Source organism: Solitalea koreensis (genome assembly GCF_900182575.1).
Taxonomy (GTDB): domain Bacteria; phylum Bacteroidota; class Bacteroidia; order Sphingobacteriales; family Sphingobacteriaceae; genus Solitalea; species Solitalea koreensis.
Genome location: NZ_FXSZ01000001.1, coordinates 196,492 through 219,731 on the forward strand (window position 1 = coordinate 196,492; position 23,240 = coordinate 219,731).

Annotated in this window: 31 protein-coding genes and 1 tRNA gene; 5 read left to right on the top strand and 27 right to left on the bottom strand. The window is 38.6% G+C overall.

The genetic code is table 11. From position 1 onward, the window contains the following. Nucleotides 1-6: 6 nt before the first annotated feature. From rplR to rpsL, 21 genes are all read right to left on the bottom strand, one after another. Entirely contained in the window at nt 7-357 is a 351-nt protein-coding gene (gene rplR, locus FN756_RS00870; protein ID WP_142600664.1) for a 50S ribosomal protein L18, read from the bottom strand. Between the two features lie 5 nt (nt 358-362). Further along, entirely contained in the window at nt 363-920 is a 558-nt protein-coding gene (gene rplF / locus FN756_RS00875; protein ID WP_142600666.1) for a 50S ribosomal protein L6, read from the bottom strand. Between the two features lie 16 nt (nt 921-936). Then, nucleotides 937-1,335, bottom strand: coding sequence for a 30S ribosomal protein S8 (gene rpsH, locus FN756_RS00880; RefSeq protein WP_142600667.1), 399 nt, complete (start codon nt 1,333-1,335; stop codon nt 937-939). Nucleotides 1,336-1,421: 86 nt separating this feature from the next. Beyond that, nucleotides 1,422-1,691 (bottom strand): 30S ribosomal protein S14, encoded by a 270-nt coding sequence (gene rpsN, locus FN756_RS00885; protein ID WP_142600669.1) that lies wholly within the window; start codon nt 1,689-1,691, stop codon nt 1,422-1,424. A 6-nt stretch (nt 1,692-1,697) separates the two neighbouring features. Beyond that, nucleotides 1,698-2,246 (bottom strand): 50S ribosomal protein L5, encoded by a 549-nt coding sequence (rplE, locus tag FN756_RS00890; protein ID WP_142600670.1) that lies wholly within the window; start codon nt 2,244-2,246, stop codon nt 1,698-1,700. After that, nucleotides 2,246-2,584, bottom strand: coding sequence for a 50S ribosomal protein L24 (gene rplX, locus FN756_RS00895; protein ID WP_142600672.1), 339 nt, complete (start codon nt 2,582-2,584; stop codon nt 2,246-2,248). Before rplX ends, rplE begins: the two co-directional genes overlap by 1 nt. A 1-nt stretch (nt 2,585) precedes the next feature. Beyond that, entirely contained in the window at nt 2,586-2,954 is a 369-nt protein-coding gene (rplN, locus tag FN756_RS00900; RefSeq protein WP_142600674.1) for a 50S ribosomal protein L14, read from the bottom strand. After that, a complete protein-coding gene (gene rpsQ, locus FN756_RS00905) occupies nt 2,954-3,208 on the bottom strand; it encodes a 30S ribosomal protein S17 (RefSeq protein ID WP_142600676.1) in 255 nt (84 codons plus the stop codon). Before rpsQ ends, rplN begins: the two co-directional genes overlap by 1 nt. Nucleotides 3,209-3,222: 14 nt before the next feature. Further along, nucleotides 3,223-3,435, bottom strand: coding sequence for a 50S ribosomal protein L29 (gene rpmC, locus FN756_RS00910; protein ID WP_142600678.1), 213 nt, complete (start codon nt 3,433-3,435; stop codon nt 3,223-3,225). 33 nt (nt 3,436-3,468) lie between these two features. Beyond that, nucleotides 3,469-3,891 (bottom strand): 50S ribosomal protein L16, encoded by a 423-nt coding sequence (gene rplP, locus FN756_RS00915; protein WP_142600679.1) that lies wholly within the window; start codon nt 3,889-3,891, stop codon nt 3,469-3,471. 36 nt (nt 3,892-3,927) lie between these two features. Continuing rightward, entirely contained in the window at nt 3,928-4,755 is an 828-nt protein-coding gene (gene rpsC / locus FN756_RS00920) for a 30S ribosomal protein S3 (protein ID WP_142600681.1), read from the bottom strand. 17 nt (nt 4,756-4,772) lie between these two features. Next, nucleotides 4,773-5,126, bottom strand: a complete 354-nt coding sequence (gene rplV, locus FN756_RS00925) for a 50S ribosomal protein L22 (RefSeq protein ID WP_142600682.1) — start codon at nt 5,124-5,126, stop codon at nt 4,773-4,775. A gap of 2 nt (nt 5,127-5,128) precedes the next feature. Next, nucleotides 5,129-5,398, bottom strand: a complete 270-nt coding sequence (gene rpsS, locus FN756_RS00930; protein WP_142600684.1) for a 30S ribosomal protein S19 — start codon at nt 5,396-5,398, stop codon at nt 5,129-5,131. After that, nucleotides 5,398-6,222: a 50S ribosomal protein L2 gene (rplB, locus tag FN756_RS00935; protein ID WP_142600685.1), complete on the bottom strand. Its 825-nt coding sequence runs from the start codon at nt 6,220-6,222 to the stop codon at nt 5,398-5,400. Before rplB ends, rpsS begins: the two co-directional genes overlap by 1 nt. Nucleotides 6,223-6,234: 12 nt before the next feature. Then, nucleotides 6,235-6,525, bottom strand: a complete 291-nt coding sequence (rplW, locus tag FN756_RS00940) for a 50S ribosomal protein L23 (RefSeq protein ID WP_142600687.1) — start codon at nt 6,523-6,525, stop codon at nt 6,235-6,237. A gap of 8 nt (nt 6,526-6,533) precedes the next feature. Next, a complete protein-coding gene (gene rplD, locus FN756_RS00945; RefSeq protein WP_142600689.1) occupies nt 6,534-7,163 on the bottom strand; it encodes a 50S ribosomal protein L4 in 630 nt (209 codons plus the stop codon). Between the two features lie 2 nt (nt 7,164-7,165). After that, entirely contained in the window at nt 7,166-7,783 is a 618-nt protein-coding gene (gene rplC, locus FN756_RS00950; protein WP_142600690.1) for a 50S ribosomal protein L3, read from the bottom strand. 233 nt (nt 7,784-8,016) lie between these two features. Further along, nucleotides 8,017-8,322: a 30S ribosomal protein S10 gene (gene rpsJ / locus FN756_RS00955; protein WP_142600692.1), complete on the bottom strand. Its 306-nt coding sequence runs from the start codon at nt 8,320-8,322 to the stop codon at nt 8,017-8,019. 124 nt (nt 8,323-8,446) lie between these two features. Then, complete coding sequence (gene fusA, locus FN756_RS00960) at nt 8,447-10,552, bottom strand: elongation factor G (RefSeq protein WP_142600693.1); 2,106 nt, start codon at nt 10,550-10,552, stop codon at nt 8,447-8,449. Nucleotides 10,553-10,663: 111 nt separating this feature from the next. After that, the gene (gene rpsG, locus FN756_RS00965; RefSeq protein WP_142600695.1) at nt 10,664-11,131 is read right to left on the bottom strand and encodes a 30S ribosomal protein S7; all 468 of its coding nucleotides are present in this window, start codon (nt 11,129-11,131) and stop codon (nt 10,664-10,666) included. A gap of 28 nt (nt 11,132-11,159) precedes the next feature. Next, nucleotides 11,160-11,570 carry a 30S ribosomal protein S12 gene (rpsL, locus tag FN756_RS00970; protein WP_142600697.1) on the bottom strand — a complete coding sequence of 137 codons (411 nt, stop codon included), beginning with the start codon at nt 11,568-11,570 and terminating at the stop codon, nt 11,160-11,162. Between the two features lie 218 nt (nt 11,571-11,788). Between rpsL and FN756_RS00975 the strand changes: the two genes are divergently transcribed. Together FN756_RS00975 and pgi are read left to right on the top strand one after the other, a co-directional pair. Next, nucleotides 11,789-12,793 (top strand): alpha/beta hydrolase, encoded by a 1,005-nt coding sequence (locus FN756_RS00975; RefSeq protein ID WP_142600699.1) that lies wholly within the window; start codon nt 11,789-11,791, stop codon nt 12,791-12,793. Between the two features lie 27 nt (nt 12,794-12,820). Beyond that, entirely contained in the window at nt 12,821-14,473 is a 1,653-nt protein-coding gene (pgi, locus tag FN756_RS00980; protein ID WP_142600701.1) for a glucose-6-phosphate isomerase, read from the top strand. Nucleotides 14,474-14,523: 50 nt separating this feature from the next. Here the strand turns inward: pgi and FN756_RS00985 are convergent, their stop codons facing one another. Together FN756_RS00985 and FN756_RS00990 are read right to left on the bottom strand one after the other, a co-directional pair. Next, nucleotides 14,524-15,072, bottom strand: a complete 549-nt coding sequence (locus FN756_RS00985; protein WP_142600702.1) for a YceI family protein — start codon at nt 15,070-15,072, stop codon at nt 14,524-14,526. Between the two features lie 10 nt (nt 15,073-15,082). After that, nucleotides 15,083-15,985 carry a DUF5777 family beta-barrel protein gene (locus FN756_RS00990; RefSeq protein ID WP_142600704.1) on the bottom strand — a complete coding sequence of 301 codons (903 nt, stop codon included), beginning with the start codon at nt 15,983-15,985 and terminating at the stop codon, nt 15,083-15,085. A 277-nt stretch (nt 15,986-16,262) separates the two neighbouring features. Between FN756_RS00990 and FN756_RS00995 the strand changes: the two genes are divergently transcribed. From FN756_RS00995 to FN756_RS01005, 3 genes are all read left to right on the top strand, one after another. Beyond that, nucleotides 16,263-19,904 carry a PKD domain-containing protein gene (locus FN756_RS00995; protein ID WP_142600706.1) on the top strand — a complete coding sequence of 1,214 codons (3,642 nt, stop codon included), beginning with the start codon at nt 16,263-16,265 and terminating at the stop codon, nt 19,902-19,904. A 130-nt stretch (nt 19,905-20,034) separates the two neighbouring features. Then, a complete protein-coding gene (locus FN756_RS01000) occupies nt 20,035-20,499 on the top strand; it encodes a hypothetical protein (protein WP_142600708.1) in 465 nt (154 codons plus the stop codon). After that, nucleotides 20,496-20,696 (top strand): helix-turn-helix transcriptional regulator, encoded by a 201-nt coding sequence (locus FN756_RS01005; RefSeq protein ID WP_142600709.1) that lies wholly within the window; start codon nt 20,496-20,498, stop codon nt 20,694-20,696. Before FN756_RS01000 ends, FN756_RS01005 begins: the two co-directional genes overlap by 4 nt. 120 nt (nt 20,697-20,816) lie before the next feature. Here the strand turns inward: FN756_RS01005 and pth are convergent, their stop codons facing one another. The 4 genes from pth to FN756_RS01025 all read right to left on the bottom strand — a co-directional run bounded on the left by pth (nt 20,817) and on the right by FN756_RS01025 (nt 23,222). After that, nucleotides 20,817-21,377 carry an aminoacyl-tRNA hydrolase gene (gene pth, locus FN756_RS01010; protein ID WP_142600711.1) on the bottom strand — a complete coding sequence of 187 codons (561 nt, stop codon included), beginning with the start codon at nt 21,375-21,377 and terminating at the stop codon, nt 20,817-20,819. A gap of 108 nt (nt 21,378-21,485) precedes the next feature. Continuing rightward, nucleotides 21,486-22,079, bottom strand: a complete 594-nt coding sequence (locus FN756_RS01015) for a 50S ribosomal protein L25/general stress protein Ctc (RefSeq protein WP_142600713.1) — start codon at nt 22,077-22,079, stop codon at nt 21,486-21,488. Between the two features lie 32 nt (nt 22,080-22,111). Next, on the bottom strand, nt 22,112-23,083 hold the full coding sequence (locus FN756_RS01020) for a ribose-phosphate pyrophosphokinase (RefSeq protein WP_142600714.1): 972 nt from the start codon (nt 23,081-23,083) through the stop codon (nt 22,112-22,114). A gap of 68 nt (nt 23,084-23,151) precedes the next feature. After that, nucleotides 23,152-23,222, bottom strand: a tRNA-Gln gene (locus tag FN756_RS01025). Nucleotides 23,223-23,240 lie beyond the last annotated feature (18 nt).

The following is a 23,240-nucleotide window of genomic DNA, read 5'->3' on the forward strand; positions in this document are numbered from 1 at the left end:
TTTCAATTAAAAGTTTAAGCCACCTTCTCTTGCTCCATCAGCCAGCGATTTAACGCGACCGTGGTAAAGGTATCCATTACGGTCGAAAACAACCTGATTGATACCAGCAGCTAAAGCTTTTTGGGCGATTAATTTACCTACTTCTTTTGATTGCTCTGACTTGTTGATAGTAGTAGCAACTTTATCGATCAATGATGAAGCAGATGCTAATGTTTTACCGGCTACGTCGTCGATAACTTGAGCATAAATGCCCCTGTTGCTACGGAAAACTGACAAGCGTGGACGCTCTGCAGTACCAGCCAAACCTTTTCTGATACCTTTTTTAATTCTGTCTCTGCGAGATAATTTATTTGCCATAGCTATTATTTCTTACCTGCTGATTTACCAGCTTTTCTACGTAAAACTTCACCTACAAACTTGATACCTTTACCTTTGTATGGTTCAGGAGCGCGCAATGAACGGATCTTTGCAGCAACTTGACCTAACAATTGCTTATCAATACCTTCTAAGATAATTTTAGGAGTTTGACCTTTTTCAGCAGAAGTAGTTACCTTAATTTCTGCAGGCAATTGAAATACATAGTGGTGAGAGTATCCAAGAACTAAATCTAATGTGTTACCTTGATTTGAAGCACGGTAACCAACACCTACTAATTCTTGCTCAATTTTATATCCTTCGGTTACGCCGTGAACCATATTGTTCAACAAAGCTCTGTATAAACCATGTAATGCTTTATGACGCTTTTGTTCGGTTGGGCGTTGAACCAGTAATTTTCCATCTTCAACCGTTACAGTAATATCGCTATCAACTGCTTGAGTCAATTCGCCTTTAGGGCCTTTTACTGTAACTACGTTATCAGGAGCAATAGAAACCTGAACGTTAGATGCTAATGCAATTGGTAATTTACCTATACGTGACATTCTTCGTTATCTCCTATTAATAAACCTGACATAAAACTTCACCACCAATATTAAGCTTACGCGCTTCTTTATCAGTCATGATACCTTTTGAAGTTGAAAGAATGGCTACACCTAACCCATTCAATACGCGCGGCATTGTAGCAACACCTGCATACTGACGATGGCCAGATTTACTGATTCTTTCAATCTTAGTAATGGCTGATACATTCGTGATCGGGTTATACTTCAACGCGATCTTAATGTTGCCCTGAGGACCATTGTCCTCGAATTTGTAATTAGAGATGTATCCTTTATCAAAAAGTACTTTTGTAATTTCCTTCTTGATATTAGATGCAGGAATTTCGACAACCCGATGGTTGGCCTTAATGGCATTCCTTACTCTAGTTAAATAGTCTGCTATTGGATCACCTAACATTATAATTTATAGATTAATTCATAAAAAACGAGGCGCAAAGATACAAAGTATCCTTGTGCCTTGAAAATATTTTTATTTTTTTTTGATTACCAGCTTGATTTAGTGATACCAGGGATCTTGCCTTCCGATGCCATTTCACGGAACAACACCCTTGAGATACCAAACTGACGCATGTAACCGCGCGGACGACCGGTAATTTTACAACGGTTGTGCAAACGTACAGGTGAAGAGTTCTTAGGCAATTTGTCTAAGGCTGCGTAATCACCAGCAGCTTTCAATGCAGCACGCTTTTCAGCATACTGATCTACTAATTTCTGACGTTTTACTTCGCGGGCTTTTACTGATTCTTTAGCCATTGTTTGTTATTTTTTGAATGGTAAACCAAATTCTTTTAACAGCTCGAATGCTTCAGCATCAGTTTTAGCTGAAGTTACAAAGGTAATATCCATACCTAAGATCTTGTTGATCTTGTCGATGTTGATCTCAGGGAAAATGATCTGCTCAGTAACACCTAAAGTGTAGTTACCACGACCATCAAACCCTTTATCATTGATACCTTTGAAATCACGGATACGTGGAAGAGCAACTGAAATCAAACGATCAAGAAACTCGAACATGTTGTTGTCACGTAAAGTTACACGTACTCCGATTGGAATATTTTTACGTAATTTAAAGTTCGCGATATCTTTTTTCGATTTAGAAGCTACTGCTTTCTGACCAGAAATAATGGTCATTTCTTCAATAGCATTATCGATTAATTTTTTATCAGCTACTGCATTACCAACACCTTGGTTCAAGCAGATTTTCATCAATTTAGGAACTTCCATGCTTGATTTATAAGAGAACTTCTCTTTCAAAGCAGGAACAACTTCCTCTTTATATTTGCCTTTTAATCTTGGAACGTATGCCATTACTTGATTACCTCCCCTGAATTTTTAGCGTAACGTACTAATTTACCGTCAACTAATTTACGACCCACACGTGTAGCTTTTCCTGATTTAGGATCAACTAACTGTAAGTTAGAAATTGTGATCGGAGCTTCCATTTTAACGATACCTCCGTTAGGATTTTTTGCATTAGGCTTAGTATGTTTAGTAACCATATTGGCTCCTTCCACAGTAGCACGATTTTTAGCGATATCTACTGATAATACCTTACCTTTTACACCTTTAGAATCACCGGCGATAACTACAACTAAATCACCTGTACGGATTTTTAGTTTAGGCTGTGCTTTAATTTTCTTTTCCATTTTATAACACCTCCGGAGCTAATGATACAATTTTCATAAACTGTTTCTCTCTGAGTTCTCTGGCAACTGGGCCAAAAATACGCGTACCACGAGGCTCATCTTGGTTGTTCAATAGTACAGCAGCGTTATCATCGAAACGGATGTATGAACCATCTTTACGACGAACTTCTTTCTTAGTACGAACAACTACAGCTTTAGATACTGTACCTTTTTTAACGTTACCTGACGGAATTGCATGTTTAACGGCAACAACAATTTTGTCACCAACAGAAGCATAGCGCTTACCAGTACCGCCCAGAACTCTAATACATAATACTTCTTTGGCTCCGCTGTTGTCGGCAACAGTAAGCCTACTTTCTTGTTGTATCATTATTTAGCCCTCTCAATTATTTCGATTAATCTCCAGTTTTTATTTTTACTCAGCGGACGCGTCTCCATAATGCTTACTGTATCTCCGATACCGCATTCGTTTTTATCGTCATGAGCCATAAATTTGGTAGTTTTCTTGATGAACTTACCATACATCGGGTGTTTAACTTTACGTTCAACAGCAACTACGATAGACTTCTCCATCTTATTGCTAACTACTTTTCCGATCCTTACTTTTCTTAAGTTTCTTTCCATTTCTACAAAAAGTATTATTGGTTATTACTCGTAGCAGCAGCAATATTGCGCTGGGTCAGTTCAGTGTTCAAACGAGCAATGTCTTTTCTAAGAGCTTTAATTTTAAGAGGATTTTCCAAAGCTGAAACCGCATGACCAAATTTGAATTTGGTCAAGTTTGCTGTTTCGGCCTGAATGCGCTCTTTCAACTCTTCAGTTGTTAACTCTTTTATTTCTGCGTATTTCATCGTCTTATTTTTTTAACCGGTTTTACAATTAGACTATGCTTCTTCGTAATCTCTACGAACCACAAATTTAGTTGTAACCGGAAGTTTTTGTGCCGCTAAACGCAAGGCTTCTTTAGCAACCTCCAGTGAAACACCTTCAGCTTCGAACAAGATACGTCCTGGTTTTACAGGAGCTACCCAATATTCTGGAGCACCTTTACCTTTACCCATACGTACCTCTGCAGGCTTCTTAGTGATTGGTTTGTCAGGGAATACACGGATCCATACCTGACCTTCACGTTTCATGAAACGTGTTACCGCGATACGAGCTGCCTCAATCTGACGTGCTGTAATCCAGCATTCTTCAAGAGACTTGATACCGAAAGAACCAAACTCCAGTTCAAAGCCACGTTTGGCGTTGCCTTTCATACGGCCTTTATGCATCTTTCTAAACTTCGTTCTCTTTGGCTGTAACATTTTATTAAAAGTTAATAAAGTTCTCTAATTAGTTAATTATCGTTTACCGCCTTTGCCAGGTCCACGTTGGCCACCGCCAGCGTTTCCGCCTCGACCACGACCGCCGCCTTTGTTGTCACGACCGCCACCGCGATTGTCACGACCACCTCTTTCGCCAAATGCAGCTCCACCTTCGTGACGGCCTTTGCCACCACCAGCTGATTGTTGCTGTGTGCCTACGTTTGGAGAAAGATCACGTTTACCGTAAACTTCGCCTTTACAGATCCAAACTTTCACACCGATTTTACCGTATGTAGTTTGAGCTTCTGCTAATGCATAGTCAATGTCAGCACGGAATGTATGTAGAGGAACTCTACCTTCACGATACTGTTCAGTACGTGCCATTTCAGCACCACCTACACGACCAGCTACCATAATCTTGATACCTTCAGCACCCATACGCATGGTTGATGCGAGTGATGTCTTCATGGCGCGACGGAATGAAATACGCGCTTCAAGTTGTTTTGCCACACTCTCAGCAACTAATGTTGCATCAAGCTCAGGGCGTTTAATCTCGAAGATATTGATCTGAACATCTTTCTTGGTCAGTTTCTTTAATTCTTCTTTGATTTTATCAACCTCTTGACCACCTTTACCAATAACAATACCCGGACGAGCAGTGTGAACGGTAATTGTGATGCGTTTCAACGTACGTTCGATAACAACTTTAGCTACACCTCCTTTAGAGATACGAGCTTTTAAGTATTTTCTAATCTTGTCGTCTTCAACCAGTTTATCAGAGTAGTTCTTGCCACCAAACCAATTAGAATCCCATCCACGGATAATACCTAATCTTGAGGCTATTGGATTTACTTTTTGTCCCATTTCTTTCTAATTAGTTTTTAGTTAGCGTTGATTTTACTGTCTACTACTAATGTAACGTGGTTAGAACGCTTTCTGATTCTGTAACCGCGACCCTGAGGAGCAGGACGAAGGCGCTTTAATTGACGACCAGCATCAACGAATACAGTTTTAACATATAAATCTGCATCTTCTAGGCGCGCACCCTCATTCTTAGCTTGCCAGTTGGCCACAGCCGATAATAAGAGTTTCTCTATTCGGGTTGAAGCTTCTTTAGTATTATACTTTAAAATATGCAAAGCATGTTCTACCTTTTGCCCTCTGATCAGGTCAACAACCAAACGCATCTTACGCGGTGAGGTAGGGCAATCATTTAATTTTGCTACTGCTTCCATTATTATCTCTTTTTATCTCCTGAGTGACCACGGAAAGTACGTGTAGGAGCAAATTCACCTAATTTATGTCCAACCATGTTTTCGGTTACGTACACCGGAATAAATTTATTACCGTTGTGTACTGCGAATGTATGACCAACGAAGTCTGGAGAGATCATTGATCTACGTGACCAGGTCTTGATAACCGATTTTTTAGTAGCCTCATTCATAGCGAGAACTTTGTTCTCCAAGTGATGGGCGATATAAGGACCTTTTTTAATTGAACGAGCCATTATTTTTTCCTTCTTTCAATAATGTAACGATTCGATGATTTTTTCTTGTAACGGGTTTTGAAGCCTTTCGCTAATACCCCTTTACGTGAGCGTGGGTGACCACCTGAAGTTCTACCTTCACCACCACCCATTGGGTGATCGACAGGGTTCATTGCAACACCACGTACTCTTGGACGACGTCCGATCCAACGGGTACGACCCGCTTTACCTAAACGTTCTAGCTGATGATCCGAATTCGATACAACACCGATGGATGCCATGCAAGTTCCCAAAATCATGCGAGTTTCGCCTGAAGGTAACTTGATTACACAGTATTTACCATCACGAGCTGCCAATTGAGCGTAAGTACCAGCTGAACGTGCAATGGATGCACCTTGGCCTGGGTTCAACTCAATATTGTGAATTACTGAACCAAGAGGAATATTCTTTAACGGTAATGCATTACCAACTTCAGGAGCCGAATTTTCGCCAGAAACAACTTTCTGACCAACTTTAATTCCAGAAGGAGCAATAATGTAACGCTTTTCACCATCTGCATAATGCAACAAAGCAATAAATGCAGTACGGTTTGGATCGTACTCAACAGTAGCTACTGTTGCAGGGATGTCAAATTTATTACGTTTGAAGTCAATAATACGATAGGCTTTTTTATGACCACCACCGATGTAGCGCATAGTCATTTTACCATCGTGGTTACGACCACCCGATCTTTTATTAACGGTTACTAACGATTTTTCAGGAATATTAGTAGTGATTTCTGAGTAATCAGCACCAATTCTGAAACGCGTTCCCGGTGTTATTGGTTTATATCTTTTAACTGCCATTTCTCAAATCAATTAAACTGTTCCGTAAAAATCGATAGTTTCACCTTTGGCCACTGTTACCACCGCCTTTTTGAACGATGGTGTTCTGCCTGCCACTACTCCACGCTTGGTACCACGCGATTTAACTTTACCGCTATAACGCATTGTGTTAACTGACTCAACAGTAACACCGTACATTTGTTGGATGGCATTTTTAATTTGAATTTTATTTGCATTTGTATCAACAACGAATACGAAGCGGTTTAACTTTTCAGTTAATGATGCAACCTTTTCTGTTAATACCGGTTTTTTTAAGATTTCCATGTTACCTATTACTTAGCAAATGACTCCTCAATTGTTTTAACTGAACTTGTGGTAAGCAATAATTTACCAGCATTTAACAGATCATAAGTATTCATGTCTGCTGCAGTAGTAACTTTTGCTTTTTGCAAGTTACGGCTCGCTAAGTACACATTCTTGTTATCAGTTGGCAATACCAATAAAGTTTTGCTTCCCTCTAACTTCAAATTGCTTACTAAGCTTTCGTAGTTTTTCGTTTTTGGAGTTTCAAAATTGAAGTCCTCAATTACCACGATGTTGTTCTCTTGCGCTTTGTATGCCAATGCTGACAAACGTGCTAAAGATTTCAACTTTTTGTTCAGCTTAAAGCTGTAATCGCGTGGCTGTGGACCGAAAATACGACCACCACCTCTGAACAACGGGTTCTTGATACTACCTTTACGTGAACCACCGGTACCTTTTTGCTTGTGCAGCTTACGGGTTGAACCAGAGATTTCGTTGCGTTGTTTAGACTTGTGAGTTCCTTGACGTTGGTTAGCTAAAAATTGCTTAACATCAAGATAGATAGCATGGTCATTAGGCTCGATGCCAAATATAGCGTCAGCAAGAGTAACGGTCTTGCCTGTTTCTTTTCCTGTGATGTCTAATACTTTTACTTCCATGGCTATTTCTCCAAAATTACATAAGAACCTTTAGCACCCGGAATTGATCCGCTTACAACCAATAGGTTCTGCTCATTAAACACTTTCAAAATCTGTAAATTTTGAATTTTCACACGGTCACCTCCCATGCGACCAGCCATACGCATTCCTTTGAATACGCGAGAAGGCCAAGATGACGCACCCAGTGATCCTGGAGCTCTTAACCTGTTATGCTGACCGTGAGTTTGGCCACCTACTCCGCTAAAGCCATGACGTTTTACAACACCTTGGAAACCTTTACCTTTAGAGGTACCAACTACATCAACATATTCGCCTTCAGCGAATAACTCAACGGTTATCACTTCCCCTAAAGATTTCTCATCTTCAAAGTGCTTAAATTCAACTAACTTACGTTTTGGAGTGGTACCTGCTTTTGCAAAGTGCCCCTTCATTTGATTAGAAGTGTTTTTTTCCTTCTTCTCACCGTACGCCAACTGAACCGCTGTGTATCCGTCTTTCTCTAAGGTTTTTACTTGCGTTACCACGCAAGGACCAGCTTCGATAACTGTGCATGGAATATTCTTTCCATCGGCACCGAAAATGCTGGTCATTCCTACTTTTTTACCTATAATTCCAGACATTTTAATAATTAATTGTTAATTATTTATTTGATTTTTTCCCGTTAAAAACTTTACTCAGCAGTAGGGCTTCATAATGAAGACATTACGGTCTTCGCCTCTAAGGGACGGCAAAGGTAGGAATATATATTTTCAAATCAAAGACTTGACTCTGAATTTTTTACGTTATTTCTGTAAAAAACAGAAAAGGGGATATACAAAATGTATATCCCCTTTTCTTATCACTAAGTCTAAACTCAGACTTTGATTTCTACTTCAACACCTGAAGGTAATTCAAGTTTCATCAACGCATCTACAGTTTTAGCGTTAGAGCTGTAAATATCCAACAAACGTTTGTAAGAACAAAGTTGGAATTGCTCACGTGCTTTCTTGTTTACGTGTGGAGAACGAAGCACGGTGTAAATTTTCTTCTCAGTTGGAAGAGGAAGCGGGCCGCTAACAATAGCACCTGTAGGCTTCACAGTCTTAACGATTTTATCAGCTGATTTATCAACTAAGTTGTAATCGTAAGATTTTAATTTAATACGAATTCTTTGGCTCATTTTGTTTTTTTAGTTATTGCTTGTTGTAAGAGCTATTAACTACAACTTGCGGATTATCTTCTTTTAGCATTGAGAGATGAGATTTGCGCTATGAGAAACACAAATCTCAATTCTCAAGCCTAAATTATGCGTTTGCTTTTTTGCCCTTTACTTTAGCGATTACTTCATCAGCAACGTTTCTTGGCGCCTCAGCATAGTGCGAGAATTCCATAGTTGAAGTTGCACGACCTGAGGTGATGGTACGCAATACAGTTACGTAACCAAACATTTCGCTCAAAGGAACTTTAGCTTTGATTACTTGTGCTCCAGCACGAGTATCCATACCTTCAAGTTGACCACGACGTTTGTTAAGGTCACCCATAACATCACCCATGTTCTCTTCCGGAGTAAGTACTTCAACTTTCATGATAGGCTCCATCAATACTGGTTTAGCTTTTGGTAAAGCTTCACGGAATGCTTGACGTGCACAAATCTCAAATGATAAAGCATCTGAATCGACTGCGTGGAATGAACCGTCGAATAAACGAACTTTCATATCAGGAACCTGGTAGCCTGCAAGTACACCATTCGCCATTGCAGATTGGAAACCTTTTTCAATCGAAGGGATAAATTCACGAGGAATTGAACCACCTGAAATTTCATTAACGAATTGTAAACCTGACTTACCTTCGTCAACCGGAGAAATTTCAACTTGGATATCAGCGAATTTACCACGACCTCCTGATTGTTTCTTGTAAACCTCACGATGAGTAACACCACCTGTAATCGCCTCTTTGTATGAAACTTGAGGAGCACCTTGGTTACACTCTACTTTGAATTCACGTTTCAAACGGTCAACGATAATCTCTAAGTGAAGCTCACCCATTCCTGAAATAACGGTCTGACCAGTTTCTTCATCGGTGTTAACGCGGAAAGTTGGGTCCTCTTCAGCTAATTTAGCCAATGACATACCTAACTTATCAACGTCAGCCTGAGTTTTAGGCTCAATTGCCAAACCGATAACCGGCTCAGGGAATTGCATTGACTCAAGGATGATAGGGTTTTTCTCTTCGCAAAGCGTATCACCTGTTTTGATATCTTTAAAGCCTACAATTGCAGCAATATCACCCGCACTTACGTTAGGGATAGAGTTTTGCTTGTTTGCATGCATTTGGAAGATACGAGAGATACGTTCTTTGTTTTCAGAACGTGCGTTGAACACGTAAGAACCTGCATCTAAGTTACCCGAGTAAACACGGATAAAGCATAAACGGCCTACGAATGGGTCAGTCGCAATTTTAAATGCTAAAGCAGAGAAAGGCTCTTTAATATCTGGTTTACGAGTAACTTCTTCGCCAGTATCAGGGTGAGTACCTTTAATACCTTCTTGATCCAAAGGAGATGGCAATAATTCCATCACGTAATCCAACATGGTTTGAACACCTTTGTTTTTGAAAGATGAACCACAAACCATAGGAACGATTTTAGCATCCAATACCGCTTTACGTAAAGCATCTAAAACTTCACGCTCAGTAATTGAATTTGGATCTTCGAAGAATTTCTCCATCAAAGTCTCGTCGTATTCTGCAACAGACTCTAATAATTTTTCTCTCCACTCAGAAACTTCATCCAACATATCCTCTGGAATAGGAACTTCGGTAAAGGTCATTCCTTTATCGTGTTCATTCCAAACAATACCGCGGTTGTTAATTAAGTCAACAACACCTTTGAAGCCTTCTTCAGCACCAATTGGCAACTGTAAAGGCACAGCATTGCTACCTAACATATCTTTAACCTGCTTAACAACTTTTAAGAAGTCAGCACCTGAACGGTCCATTTTGTTAACGAAACCAATACGAGCAACATTATAGTTGTTAGCTAAACGCCAGTTGGTTTCTGATTGAGGCTCAACACCATCAACTGCAGAAAACAAGAATACCAATCCGTCCAATACACGTAATGAACGATTTACCTCTACGGTAAAATCTACGTGACCTGGGGTATCAATAATATTGATGTGGTAAGTATTGTTTCTGTATTTCCAGTTAACGGTTGTAGCAGCCGAAGTGATAGTAATACCACGTTCTTGCTCTTGTGCCATCCAGTCCATAGTTGCAGCACCTTCGTGCACTTCACCAATTTTGTGGCTAACACCAGAGTAATAAAGAATACGCTCAGTTGTTGTCGTTTTACCGGCATCAATGTGAGCAGCAATCCCAATATTTCTTGTGAATTTTAAGTCTCTTGACATTGTAATAATGATTACACTGATTTTATAAGATGATTACACTGATTGCTAAAATGATTACACAAACGTTAATTTGTATAATCTCTTTATAATCAGTGTAATCGTTTTTTTATTCTAGAAACGGAAGTGAGAGAACGCTTTGTTAGCCTCAGCCATTTTGTGCGTATCTTCTTTTTTCTTCACTGCAGCACCCTCGCCTTTAGCAGCTGCAATAATTTCACCTGCTAAACGCTCTTTCATGGTTTTTTCACCACGACGACGTGCGTATAAAATCATCCATTTCATACCTAAAGCGGTTTTACGCTCAGGACGAACTTCTGTAGGAACCTGGAAGTTAGCACCACCTACACGGCGGCTTTTTACTTCAACAGCTGGCATAATGTTAGCCAATGCTTTTTTCCAAGTATCTAAGCCGTTTTCGCTAGTTTTCTTTTCAACCAACTCAACTGCCTTATAAAATATATCGTATGCGGTACTCTTTTTACCGTCCCACATCATATTATTAACAAATCTAGTTACTACTATCTCGTTAAATTTAGGATCTGGAAGAAGAATACGCTTTTTAGGTTTTGACTTTCTCATTGCTTTACCAAAAAATTGTTGCCTCTAATTATTTTTTCTTTTTACCGGCTGCTACTGGAGCTTGACCTGGTTTAGGACGCTTTGTTCCGTACTTAGAACGACGTTGATTACGACCAGCAACACCTGAAGTATCAAGTGCACCACGGATGATGTGATAACGCACACCTGGTAAGTCTTTCACACGACCACCACGAATCAAAACGATTGAGTGCTCTTGTAAGTTGTGACCTTCACCTGGGATGTACGCATTCACCTCTTTGCCGTTGGTTAAACGAACACGGGCAACTTTACGCATTGCAGAGTTTGGTTTCTTTGGGGTAGTGGTGTATACACGTGTACACACTCCTCTTCGCTGTGGACATGAATCCAACGCTGGTGACTTACTCTTATCCACCAGAGCTACTCTACCTTTTCTAACTAACTGTTGAATAGTAGGCATTATATCTCTAAATATTTTTACAATATACCCCCATTTTGGGGACTGCAAAAGTAGATACTATAATTCTAAATATCAAGTGCTGATTCAATTTAGTTTTCAGGAAGTTACGGTCATCATCCTTTTAACCAAAACATAACATAGACTTTTATTAAAAAATATTCGTTTTAGTAGCCATTAACCTATTGAAACTATAAATTTGATTTTATTAAATTTTATTTATGAAGAAATTTCTGAAAATCATCAGTACCATTTTAACTGTAACAATTATTATTTACTTAGTAGGTCCACGGCCTGAAAAACCAACTTACAACTCAACTCTGCCCACTCTACCCTCTTCATCAACTGATTTGGAGACCTATGTAAAAAAACTGGATGCCGGACATAAGATAAAACCCGGTAACGGTGCTGAAATAGTATGGACTGATTCAAGCAAAAAGAAAACAAAAATTGTTGTGTTATACCTGCATGGGTTTTCTGCAAGTCATGAAGAAGGCAGTCCTATACATCGAGAATTTGCAAAACGCTTTGGTGCTAATCTGTATTTGGCCCGTCTATACGGACATGGAATAGATACTACTGATGCCTTGGCTGATTTCACTGCAGAAAAATATTGGGAGTCAGCGAAGGATGCTTACGCAGTTGCCAAACAACTAGGCGACGAAGTAATTATAATGAGCACTTCTACAGGTGGAACATTAGCACTAAAGTTAGCAGCCACCTATCCTGAAATTAAAGCACTGATTAATTTCTCTCCGAACATTGCCATTAATGATCCTGCGGCATTCATCACGAATAATCCCTGGGGATTACAAATAACCAGATTAGTGATGGGTGGCAACTACCGAACTTCAAAAGTTGATACAGCTGAAGCCGCAAAATACTGGTATTATACCTATAGATGTGAAGCGATTCCTGCTTTGGAAGAACTTATCGAAACATCAATGACCAAAGACACATTTGAAAAAGTGAAATGCCCGGTTTTAACAGTTTACTATTATAAAGATGAACAACATCAGGATCAAACTGTTAAAGTTTCAGCAATGAAAACAATGAACGATGAGTTAGGAACTCCTGCTAATCGTAAAGAAATGGTTCCAATTCCAAATGCAGCAAACCATGTAATTGCTAATCCCTTGAAAAGTAAAGATGTGAAAAGTGTAGAGAATGCTTGCATTGCATTTGCTGAAAACGTTTTAAAACTTGACCCATTAGCTAAAAAATAATTGTAACATTTTCAACCTAAACCCAAAATGCCATTAAAAAGCATCAAGCCAACCAATACTCAAGCCTGGAAAAAACTGGAAATACACTTTAACAATGCAGCCAGGAATTTCTATCTGAAAGAATTATTTGCAGCAGACAGTGAACGTTATAACAAATACCATCTTAAAATAGGTGACATGTTGCTTGATTATTCGAAAAACCTGATCAATGAAGAAACATTGACCCTGTTGATTGAACTAGCCAATAATTGCGAATTAAAAGATGCCGTTGAAAAACAATTTACCGGTGATAAAATTAATGCCACCGAAAATCGTGCGGTTTTACATACAGCTCTTCGCAATCGTAGTAATTCTCCTGTAATTGTTGAAGACAAAGATGTAATGCCTGATGTTAATGCCGTACTTTCTCAAATGAAATCATTTTCTGAAAAGGTAATTTCGGGAGAATGGAAAGGTTATTCTGGCAAGGCAATTAAATGCATTGTGAATATAGGTATAGGCGGTTCAGACTTGGGACCTTTAATGGTTTGTGAGGCATTAAAACATTACAAAAATCACTTGGAAATGAATTTTGTTTCCAATGTTGATGGAACTCATATTGCTGAAACGCTAAAAGATCTAGATCCAGAAACAACATTATTCATTATTGCTTCAAAAACGTTCACAACTCAAGAAACCATGACAAATGCCTTATCGGCCCGCGATTGGTTTTTGAAAACTGCAAAAGATCAAAGGACAGTAGCTAAACACTTTGTAGCCTTATCAACTAATAAAGGAAAGGTAACTGAATTTGGTATTGATGAAGCCAATATGTTTACTTTCTGGGATTGGGTTGGAGGTCGTTATTCATTATGGAGCGCCATTGGTTTGTCCATTTGTCTTTCGGTTGGTTTTGAGCATTTCGAAGAATTACTAGAAGGTGCGCATGAAATGGATCTTCATTTTCGGAATACACCTTTTGAAAAAAACGCCCCGGTAATTCTGGCGCTTTTAGGAATTTGGTACAACAATTTTTGGGAAGCCGAAAGTCACGCCTTACTTCCTTATGATCAATATTTACATCGCTTCGCAGCCTATTTCCAACAAGGCGATATGGAAAGCAACGGTAAATCAATTGACCGTAACGGAGAGAAAGTGAATTATCAAACAGGACCAATTATTTGGGGCGAACCCGGCACCAACGGACAACATGCATTTTACCAGTTAATTCATCAGGGAACTAAACTTATCCCCGCTGATTTTATGGCAGCAGCGCAACCCTTAAATACGTTAGGCGATCATCATGAAAAGCTTCTTTCTAATTTCTTTGCCCAAACCGAAGCGCTGGCATTTGGTAAAACCGAAGAACAAGTACACGCTGAATTTATGAATTCAGGAAAAACAGAAGATGAAATAGACTTTTTAACACCATTCAAAGTATTTGAAGGAAATCGACCAACAAACTCTATCCTTTATAAAAAATTAACGCCTAAAACACTGGGAAGCTTACTGGCCATGTATGAACAGAAAATATTTGTACAGGGAGTAATTTGGAATATTTTCAGCTTTGACCAATGGGGTGTTGAACTTGGTAAACAATTAGCCAACGTCATCTTTCCTGAGTTAAAATCAACAGTAATGGTCACCTCACACGATTCATCAACAAATGGATTGATCAATGCCTATAAAAGTTTTAGATAACAATAGAAAGTAGTAAGCGAAAAGTTTAAATTGCTTTTCGCTTACTACTTTTACATTTTATCCATAAGCGCCAATACCGTAACTAACTTAACCGTTATTTCTTCAGCAATCTTGGTAAAAACCAGCGATGGAATTTCGATATTAAATTCAGGAGGTTTTACCTTGAAGGAAGAGTTAATACTAATCTTTCCTTCTTTAATATTTATTGTTCCGGTTATCGTTTTCAACTGTTCCACTCCATGAACAATCATCTTACCGGTAGCTGAAACAACATAACTTCCATTTTTACTAAAATCGATCTGTTCATTAATTTTACCTCTAAATGTAGATAAGGGGTACTTGGAACTTTCCATGTAATTCTCATTAAAGTGTTCCTGCATTAATGCACTTTTAAATTTAAAGGCGGTGTTTTTCATACGCACATAAATTGAATCATTAGCCGTATTCAACAGTGTGGCTGCTGTTGAGTTGATAGCCTCAATGTCTTCCATGGGTGTTTTGGAATAAAATGAAACCATGGTGGCATTTGATGTATACATCTGAGCATAACATTGAATGCTCATGATGATAATTGCTATACATAAACCTATCTTTTTCATCGTAATTAATTTAAAGAGTAAATACTCTCGAGATGTTAAACCCTAAGCGAATTCCACCGTCGCTCCACTTATTAACTGTGAAAGGTATGAACTGATTTTCAGTCATTCCTAGTGAATTGGTAAATGTGATTTGAAAAACATGACCGCCGGTTTCAATTTCCAAGCCTAAACCAAAGCTATTGTAATAGGTATCTGTTGAATAATCGTTCAAAGGGAAACCGTACTCAGCTATTAAGGCCATCCGCTTGGTGAACTTATAGCGACCAGCCGTTTCTAATGCAAAAACATCATTCTTGTCGTTCGGATTCAGAACCAAATTAGAGTGGATAAATACCGGCGTTAACTGCAAGGAAAAATTATCCGTAAATTTTCGAGCAATAATGGCTTGTGCCGAATATGAAAATCTACTACTGGTTTTGGCGTAAATATCAAATCCATTAATAGCCTTATTCGGATCTCTAAGTGTGGTATAATAGGTATAGCCTAGTAAAGTTACACTCAGAGGCATATGGTTATCTGTTGTTTGATGAAGTAACCGATATTTTACAGAACCATCATATTGCTTATCGATTGAACTTCTTCCTAATCCAAACTCTAATCGTCCGTTATAACTGTATAAAAATCCAAAACGTATAGAAGCACCTTCATCAAACCCGAAAAAATTATATCCCCCACTGTTAAATGCTCCAAAACGGTGTTGAATTTGAAATTCCAATGTACGGGGGCCGCTCGTTTCAACTGAATTAAAATTAATAATACGGGTTCCCTTAAAGGTTGCAGCAACCAACTCGTTCTTTGTTGTTGAGTCTGTTTTCTCAAGCATCTTCATCGGATCATCCTGAGCCTTCGCTACACAAGTTGTAAAGCAAACAAAAAAAATTAATCGAATACTTCTTTTCTTAAAGAATTGCATACTATATGGTTTATCAGTAAAATGCTTTATTGCTTTTAATGGGCATATTTAGGTTACGTACACCAAACCTCAAAAGTTGTCTATAGAATAAAAATACATTATATGTTTAAACATCCTAATAAATAGTTACACCAAATAAAAACAGAGCAAAACTCATATATCAGTATGCATTATTTTTCCACGGTAAAACAGGTAAGTCCCTTATACATTGATTATTTATTTTCTACTTTTAGAAATATTTCTGACCACTCGGTTCAATTCAGTTTAGACCTAAAATATGAGAGAAAGAATCTGGCCTTATAGGCTTGCATTGCTATTTTTTATTACTTTCACGTTTACCCTAAAAAGCAATGCTCAGGGTACATCCAATAAGGGAACGGATTTCTGGGTTCCATATGCCGGGCATATCGATAATACCAACTCGCGTTTAACTTTATTTATTACTTCTGAATATGCTGCCAATGTTCGAATCCGGGCTATCGGTTTAGATTCCTTGGTAAGCATTCAACCGAATGAAGCAAAAGCCATTGTTATCAACCCCAAGATATATAATGTGTATGTGGGTACATCGGATGGAATAGATATAGGAAAAGCGATACATGTAACATCGGATAAACCTGCGATTGTTTATTCGCACATTTCCTATGCGGCCCGTTCGGCAGCCTGTTTGGTATATCCCACCAATACCCTTGGGAATAACTATTATGCTATTTCCTATGTGCAGCTTCCGGATACAAAGGCTGAACTCAGATCTTCTCAGTTTACAATTGTTGGAGTAGAAGATGGAACAGAAATCGAAGTAACACCTACACAAGACAGCCGGGGAAATTCATCACACAAGGCCAACCTCCCTTTTACAATAACCCTGAATGCTGGTGATGTTTACCAGTATCAGTCGCAGTTTGATCTGTCGGGATCGCGCTTTCGGACCGTAAATGGATGTAAGCCGTTCTCGGTATTTTCAGGAAGTTCAAAAAATGGATTTTGCGAAGACGGAAATACTGTAAATCCCAACAATCCATCGGGCCAAGACAACCTTTACCAGCAGCTGTTGCCGGTTTCTGCCTGGGGAAAAAACTTTGTAGCGGCACCATTTTACAACACTTTACATGGAAGCTGGGATATTTACCGTATTCAGGTGGCGGAGGATAATACAACTATTAATGTTAATGGATCTACTACTTCGGCTAACGGCGATATGCTGAATAATCCTTATGCCAAAGGAAGCATCATTACGTTTAAAAGCCAAAGCAGCGCCATCATTCAGGCGGATAAGCCCATAAGTGTGACACAGTTTCAAACATCTCAGAATTGTAACCCCAACAACAGGACCAATGTACTCTACCCTGGAGATCCGGAAATGACAATTCTTAATCCGATAGAACAAACCTTGAAAGATGTAACGGTATATTCTGCTATTTCTACACCCAGCGCCCCGACAAATATCACCAGCCACTATATCAATATTATTATTAAAACCAGTGGGGCCTCTACGCTAACAGTAGATGGCGCAAGTTTTGGATCAAATCCAGCAGGAGCAAGTTTTGCAGTAAACAAGTTTATACCAATCAATAATGAGTATAGCTATATAGTTGTTGATGTCTCGCAATCTTCCAACATTAATCCAACACATAGAATTAAAGCCGAGGTTGGGTTTGTAGCCATTGCTTATGGCTATGGGAATGTCGAATCATACGGTTATCTTGCCGGTTCTGATCTAAAAAATTTAAGCAAATTTATAGAGCCTGAAAATGTGGTTACGAAAGAACCTTTAACAGGAGGATGCGTGAATACCCCATTTAACTTGTTTGTAACTTTGCCTTATAAAACAACCAGCTTGAAATGGGATTTAGGTAATGGAACAATCGTTACAGATCCCAATCCGGATGCTCATTTCATTGTACAAACGGTAAACGGAGAAACGCTATATAAGTACAGTTACGTAAGTTCAAATATAAGTTATAATCAGGCCGGCACTTATGTCATCAAGGCAATGGTGGTCAACCCTGCACCAATAGCTTGCACTGCTGATGAGGTAATTGAATTGAACTATGAAGTGTTTGCGTTACCGGTAGCATCTTTCGAAGTGATGAATCCTCAGTGTAAGGATGCCGCAATTAGTTTTACAGACAAAAGTTCAGGCAATGGCAAAGCTATAAAAAAGTGGATCTGGGATTTTGGTGATGGAACCCAACCTGAAGTACGGTTGAATGCAGATCCATTTACCCACACGTTTACTTCCGGCGGTGATTTTCAGGTTAAATTAAGTGTAGAAGCCGAAACCGGTTGCGCCTCAGCAACTCAATATGTTAAAACTGTACACATTAAAGAACTACCGGTGGTGCAAATGCAAGTATCTCAGCCTGATTGCGAAAGCCAGGAAATAAAATTCATTGATAAATCATTCACTGCCGAGGGTGTTATTACAAAATGGGCATGGAATTTTGGTGATTCACTTTCAACCTCTAATTTTTCCAACCTGCAAAACCCATCGCATATTTTTACCAAAACAGGAAAGTATAATGTGACCTTGACTACGGAAACCGATTTAGGTTGTGTAAACAAGCTGACTAATGAGGTAACGGTGAACGCTGTACCTGTTGCTGATTTTATTACACCTGATATTTGTATTACTGATGCTGCTGCAGATTTCAAGAATATAACATCCATCACAGATGGATCGGATGCTAATTTAAGCTATCTGTGGAATTTTGGCGACCCTGCATCAGGAGCCAGAAACACAGCAACGACCAGAGATGCAACGCATTTATATCCACGTGAAGGAGAGTTTACGGTTACATTAACCGTTACTTCAAATAAGGGCTGTGTTAGCAGTGCAGAAAAGAAATTTATAGTAAACGGATTAAGCCCGGTTTCCGAATTTGCTTCAAACACCAGCTCAACGTGTTCTGGAATGGAAGTTACATTTGAAGATAAGTCGACCGTTAGTCCGGGTAAAGTTGTGCGGCTGGAATGGTATTTTGATGAAACTGATCACCAGGGCAATAGCGCTTATAAATTGGTAGAGCTTAAACCAGATTTGGTAACGGATAGAAAATACACCTTCAAGTATCCTGAAACACATAATTTAACACCAAAAGCAATTGATATACGCTTAAGAGCTTTTTCCGGGACCCTTTGTTTTTCCGATAAAATCCATCAGATTACGATAAAAGGAATACCTGGAATTGAGTTTAACCCGATAAAGAATATGTGTATTAATGATGCTCCATTTATGCTAAATGCAAAAGAAATTTATGGATTTGCGGGAAGTTCTAGCTATTCTGGCCCTGGAGTTTCAGCCAATGGTTTATTTGATCCCAAGGTTGCAGGTTTAGGCTCACATACAATTACATATTCATTTACAACCAATGATGGATGCAGCGCAGAAAAAAGTCAAACTTTTACCATTTACCCCAACCCAGAAGTTGATGCCGGCAACGATGTAACCGTATTAAAAGGAGGAGAGGTTCAACTGAATGCAATTTCACCAAGTATGAACATCAGGTACAAATGGACCCCTTCTACAGGACTTAGTAATGACACCATTCCCAATCCAGTTGCATTTCCAGAAAAGGAGACCAAATATAGGGTAACTGTTTATTCAGGTTCAGGCTGTATTGCAACGGATGACGTTACTGTTTATGTTAAGGAAAATCCGGTTATACCCAATGCATTTTCTCCTAACGGAGATGGTATTAATGATAAATGGGAAATAGATTACCTTGAAACATGGGAAAATGCAGATATTCTAGTATTCAACAGATATGGACAGCTTGTTTTTTCAGCAAAAAAATACTCTACTCCCTGGGATGGCACCTATAAAGGCATAGAAATACCTGTTGGCGTTTATTATTATGTTATTAATCCAAACAATGGAAGAAAAAATCGAACAGGCTCAATCACAGTGGTGAGATAAGGCATAAAATCACTTTGGTTATTTACCGCTTCGAAGAACCTGATAAATCTTCAAAAGATGCTTTACCAGAAAATCCAGTTGTTTTTACGTAAAGTATACTTTACATTAGTGTTTAAAAAATTACACTTTTATGGAAAATTTATTATCACATCGTTTCAAAAAAGTTGGTACGATCATCGCACCACTAGGCTTTTTTCTCTGGGTTTGTATGCAGAAAGGGATTGTCACCAAGGTATTGACCTTTGTTTTTGGAGAAAGTGCTGGAGGGCAAAATTCGCCATACCATTATGCAAATGTTATAATAGCAATCATTTCATTTTTCTCCTTTCTTGGTGGAGTATATTTACTATCCTTTTCTAAAGAGAAACAGGAGGACGAAATGGTTCAAAGAACAAGGCTAGAAAGTTTTCAGTTTGCAGCCCAAATACAAATTATTTTTATCATTGTTGGTTTTATATTTTTTATTTTGTTTGGTGAATCACAAAAAGGACACGAAGCTATCCTCATGCTTTTCTTTATTGTCATGGTCTTTCTTTTCTGGCTCACTTTTATTGGCAGATTTAATTATGTCCTTCATGTTAAGTTAAAGCAATGAAGAATATTCTTAAAGAAGAACGACTTAAAAGGCAACTTACCCAAGTTCAATTAGCAGAAATGGTAAATGTGTCTCGTCAAACTATTATTTCAATAGAGATCAATAGATATGTTCCTTCAGTTGTCCTTTCACTGAAATTAGCCAAGACACTAGGATTGCAAATCGAAGACATTTTCATGCTAGAACCGTCAGATTAGTTAAGGTTGCAATATTCTGGACAAAACGGAGTCAACACTTTTTAAGAAACTGACTAATTTCTCATAAAACACAAGGGCAAAATTCGATACGAATTTTGCCCTTGTGTTTTATGTTATCACCTATTTATTCAACCTGGTCATGGCCAATTCCAGCCCTACCGTTGAAAAGGCCTTTATCATTTCTATACTTTTATCGATTAATAAAGGAAGTTCAGGAATTTCCACTTGATCAAAACCGCTAAGTACATAATCAACCTGACGCCCTCTTGGAAAATTATCGCCAATACCGAATCGAATACGGGCATAACTTTGAGACCCTAACATGGTTTCAATATTCTTTAACCCATTATGACCAGCACTTCCTCCTTTGGGTTTTAATTGAATTCTCCCAAATGGTAAAGCCAGCTCATCAACAACAACCAATACATTTTCAATTGGAATTTTCAACGTCTGCATCCAATAATTAATGGCCTTTCCACTTAAATTCATATAGGTGGTTGGCTTTATCAAATGTAGAGTTCTTCCTTTATAATTTACTTCTGTATAATAGGCGTGACGTTCCGTGATAAACTTCACATTTTCTTCCTTCGCCATTTGGTCGATCACCATAAAGCCAATATTGTGACGTGTATCAACATATTCAGGACCAATATTTCCAAGTCCGACTATTAAATATTTCATTAGTCTACTTTAGGATTAATAATTACTGTAATAATCTGATTTTTATATTAAAAAAGGCATAAAAAAAGCAGCCTGTACGGGCTGCTTTAATTTCATTTAAAAGATAAATTATTTTTTACCTTTTGCTGCTGCAGCTGCTTCACTATCAGCCTGACGTGTAGCACGTGAAGCAAGAACTGAAACTACAGTATCAACTTTAGCATTCAAAATTTCCAAATTAGGAAGTGAAATTTCACCCACACGGATGTTTTTACCCAACTCTAATTTTTCAATGTTAATCTCGATAGCATCAATAAAGTCTTTAGGTAACCCTTTAACTTTAAGCTTACGGTATTTTTGGTTTAATTTACCACCAATACGTACACCTGGAGAAGTACCTACTAATTTAATAGGCAATTCCATAGCAACTAATTTATCCTCAAATAATTCAAGGAAGTCGACATGTAACAAAAGATCGGTAACTGGGTGAAATTGAGTATCTTTTACGATCGCTCTTTTCTTAACACCGTCAATGTCCAACTCAACGAACATTGCTTCTGCAGTATAAATCAAAGGTTTCAAATCTGCTGCAGACACTAAAAAGTGAGTTTGCTCTTTACCACCGTATAATACAGCTGGTACGTTACCTTCGTAACGTAACTCCTTAGCATCACGTTTCCCTACGTTCGCTCTTTTCGAACCGCTAATAGCAATAGATTTCATATTTTATATTTATTTAAAATTAAAAAGCTTGGTTAAAATTTCACTTTTGTTTGGATGGAATCATTGATTCTAAACAAATCACTGATTGATCCGTGCTCATAAACGTTTACAATCGCTTTTGAGAATAATTCAGCCGCTGAAAGCACCTTAATTTTATTGCTTGGCTGTTTCAATGGAATTGTATCACAAATGATCAATTCTTCCAACACTGAATTCTCAATATTTTCGAATGCTTTACCGGAAAGCACACCATGTGTACATACTGCACGCACGCTATTTGCGCCTTTCTCTATTAACAAAGCTGCTGCTTTAGTTAAAGTTCCGGCAGTATCACAAATATCATCTACTAAAACAATATCCTGACCCTTTACATCACCAATTACCGACATTGATTCGATTTCATTGGCACGTTTACGTTGTTTATCACAAATTACCACTTCAGCATTCAATGCTTTTGCAAAGGTACGCGCACGCGCTGTACCACCCATATCAGGTGAAGCAATGGTAAGGTTTGGCAACTTTAACGACTTAATATAAGGCACCATGATTACAGAGGCATCCAGGTGATCAACCGGAATATCGAAGAAACCTTGAATCTGAGCAGCATGCAAGTCCATGGTCATGATACGATGAACGCCGGCTGCCGCTAATAAATTAGCAACCAATTTAGCGCCAATCGCCACACGAGGTTTATCCTTACGATCCTGACGCGCCAAACCGAAATAAGGGATTACTGCAGTAATGTAATGAGCTGATGCACGTTTTGCGGCATCAACCATTAATAACAGTTCCATTAAGTTATCGGATGGAGAGTAGGTCGATTGGATAAGGAAAATATCACAACCACGAATAGACTCATTAAAAATCGGCTGAAACTCGCCGTCGCTGAAGCGCGCTAATGAAATATCACCAAGTTGACGTGCGCTAACTTGAGCAATTTTATCTGCTAGGGAGCTTGAAGCTGAACCTGCAAATAATTTAACAGGGTTAAAACGTGATGGCATCTTTATAAATAAAAAATGCGAAAGTACGAAATCGTAATTACTGATGCCGTATTTCGCATTTGTTTGAGTTGCCCGACCAGGATTCGAACCTAGACAAACGGTACCAAAAACCGTCGTACTACCGTTATACTATCGGGCAATCACAACTGTTGTCGTT

Coding starts and splice junctions, on each gene's coding strand:
- rpsN (WP_142600669.1), bottom strand. CDS start 1,691: ATGGCTAAAGAATCAGTAAAAGCCCGCGAAGTAAAACGTCAGAAATTA.
- pth (WP_142600711.1), bottom strand. CDS start 21,377: ATGAAATATTTAATAGTCGGACTTGGAAATATTGGTCCTGAATATGTT.
- rplE (WP_142600670.1), bottom strand. CDS start 2,246: ATGGCATACGTTCCAAGATTAAAAGGCAAATATAAAGAGGAAGTTGTT.
- rpsQ (WP_142600676.1), bottom strand. CDS start 3,208: ATGGAAAGAAACTTAAGAAAAGTAAGGATCGGAAAAGTAGTTAGCAAT.
- rpsC (WP_142600681.1), bottom strand. CDS start 4,755: ATGGGACAAAAAGTAAATCCAATAGCCTCAAGATTAGGTATTATCCGT.
- FN756_RS01015 (WP_142600713.1), bottom strand. CDS start 22,079: ATGAAATCTATTGCTATTAGCGGTTCGAAAAGAGCGAACGTAGGGAAA.
- rplV (WP_142600682.1), bottom strand. CDS start 5,126: ATGGAAGCAGTAGCAAAATTAAATGATTGCCCTACCTCACCGCGTAAG.
- rpsJ (WP_142600692.1), bottom strand. CDS start 8,322: ATGAGCCAAAGAATTCGTATTAAATTAAAATCTTACGATTACAACTTA.
- rplC (WP_142600690.1), bottom strand. CDS start 7,783: ATGTCTGGAATTATAGGTAAAAAAGTAGGAATGACCAGCATTTTCGGT.
- fusA (WP_142600693.1), bottom strand. CDS start 10,552: ATGTCAAGAGACTTAAAATTCACAAGAAATATTGGGATTGCTGCTCAC.
- FN756_RS00975 (WP_142600699.1), top strand. CDS start 11,789: ATGAAGAAATTTCTGAAAATCATCAGTACCATTTTAACTGTAACAATT.
- FN756_RS01020 (WP_142600714.1), bottom strand. CDS start 23,083: ATGCCATCACGTTTTAACCCTGTTAAATTATTTGCAGGTTCAGCTTCA.
- rpsG (WP_142600695.1), bottom strand. CDS start 11,131: ATGAGAAAGTCAAAACCTAAAAAGCGTATTCTTCTTCCAGATCCTAAA.
- rpmC (WP_142600678.1), bottom strand. CDS start 3,435: ATGAAATACGCAGAAATAAAAGAGTTAACAACTGAAGAGTTGAAAGAG.
- FN756_RS00995 (WP_142600706.1), top strand. CDS start 16,263: ATGAGAGAAAGAATCTGGCCTTATAGGCTTGCATTGCTATTTTTTATT.
- rplR (WP_142600664.1), bottom strand. CDS start 357: ATGGCAAATAAATTATCTCGCAGAGACAGAATTAAAAAAGGTATCAGA.
- rplX (WP_142600672.1), bottom strand. CDS start 2,584: ATGGAAAAGAAAATTAAAGCACAGCCTAAACTAAAAATCCGTACAGGT.
- FN756_RS00985 (WP_142600702.1), bottom strand. CDS start 15,072: ATGAAAAAGATAGGTTTATGTATAGCAATTATCATCATGAGCATTCAA.
- rplP (WP_142600679.1), bottom strand. CDS start 3,891: ATGTTACAGCCAAAGAGAACGAAGTTTAGAAAGATGCATAAAGGCCGT.
- FN756_RS00990 (WP_142600704.1), bottom strand. CDS start 15,985: ATGCAATTCTTTAAGAAAAGAAGTATTCGATTAATTTTTTTTGTTTGC.
- rpsS (WP_142600684.1), bottom strand. CDS start 5,398: ATGGCTCGTTCAATTAAAAAAGGTCCTTATATCGCCCATCACTTGGAG.
- rplD (WP_142600689.1), bottom strand. CDS start 7,163: ATGGAAGTAAAAGTATTAGACATCACAGGAAAAGAAACAGGCAAGACC.
- rpsL (WP_142600697.1), bottom strand. CDS start 11,570: ATGCCTACTATTCAACAGTTAGTTAGAAAAGGTAGAGTAGCTCTGGTG.
- rplN (WP_142600674.1), bottom strand. CDS start 2,954: ATGATACAACAAGAAAGTAGGCTTACTGTTGCCGACAACAGCGGAGCC.
- rplW (WP_142600687.1), bottom strand. CDS start 6,525: ATGGAAATCTTAAAAAAACCGGTATTAACAGAAAAGGTTGCATCATTA.
- FN756_RS01000 (WP_142600708.1), top strand. CDS start 20,035: ATGGAAAATTTATTATCACATCGTTTCAAAAAAGTTGGTACGATCATC.
- FN756_RS01005 (WP_142600709.1), top strand. CDS start 20,496: ATGAAGAATATTCTTAAAGAAGAACGACTTAAAAGGCAACTTACCCAA.
- pgi (WP_142600701.1), top strand. CDS start 12,821: ATGCCATTAAAAAGCATCAAGCCAACCAATACTCAAGCCTGGAAAAAA.
- rplF (WP_142600666.1), bottom strand. CDS start 920: ATGTCACGTATAGGTAAATTACCAATTGCATTAGCATCTAACGTTCAG.
- rpsH (WP_142600667.1), bottom strand. CDS start 1,335: ATGTTAGGTGATCCAATAGCAGACTATTTAACTAGAGTAAGGAATGCC.
- rplB (WP_142600685.1), bottom strand. CDS start 6,222: ATGGCAGTTAAAAGATATAAACCAATAACACCGGGAACGCGTTTCAGA.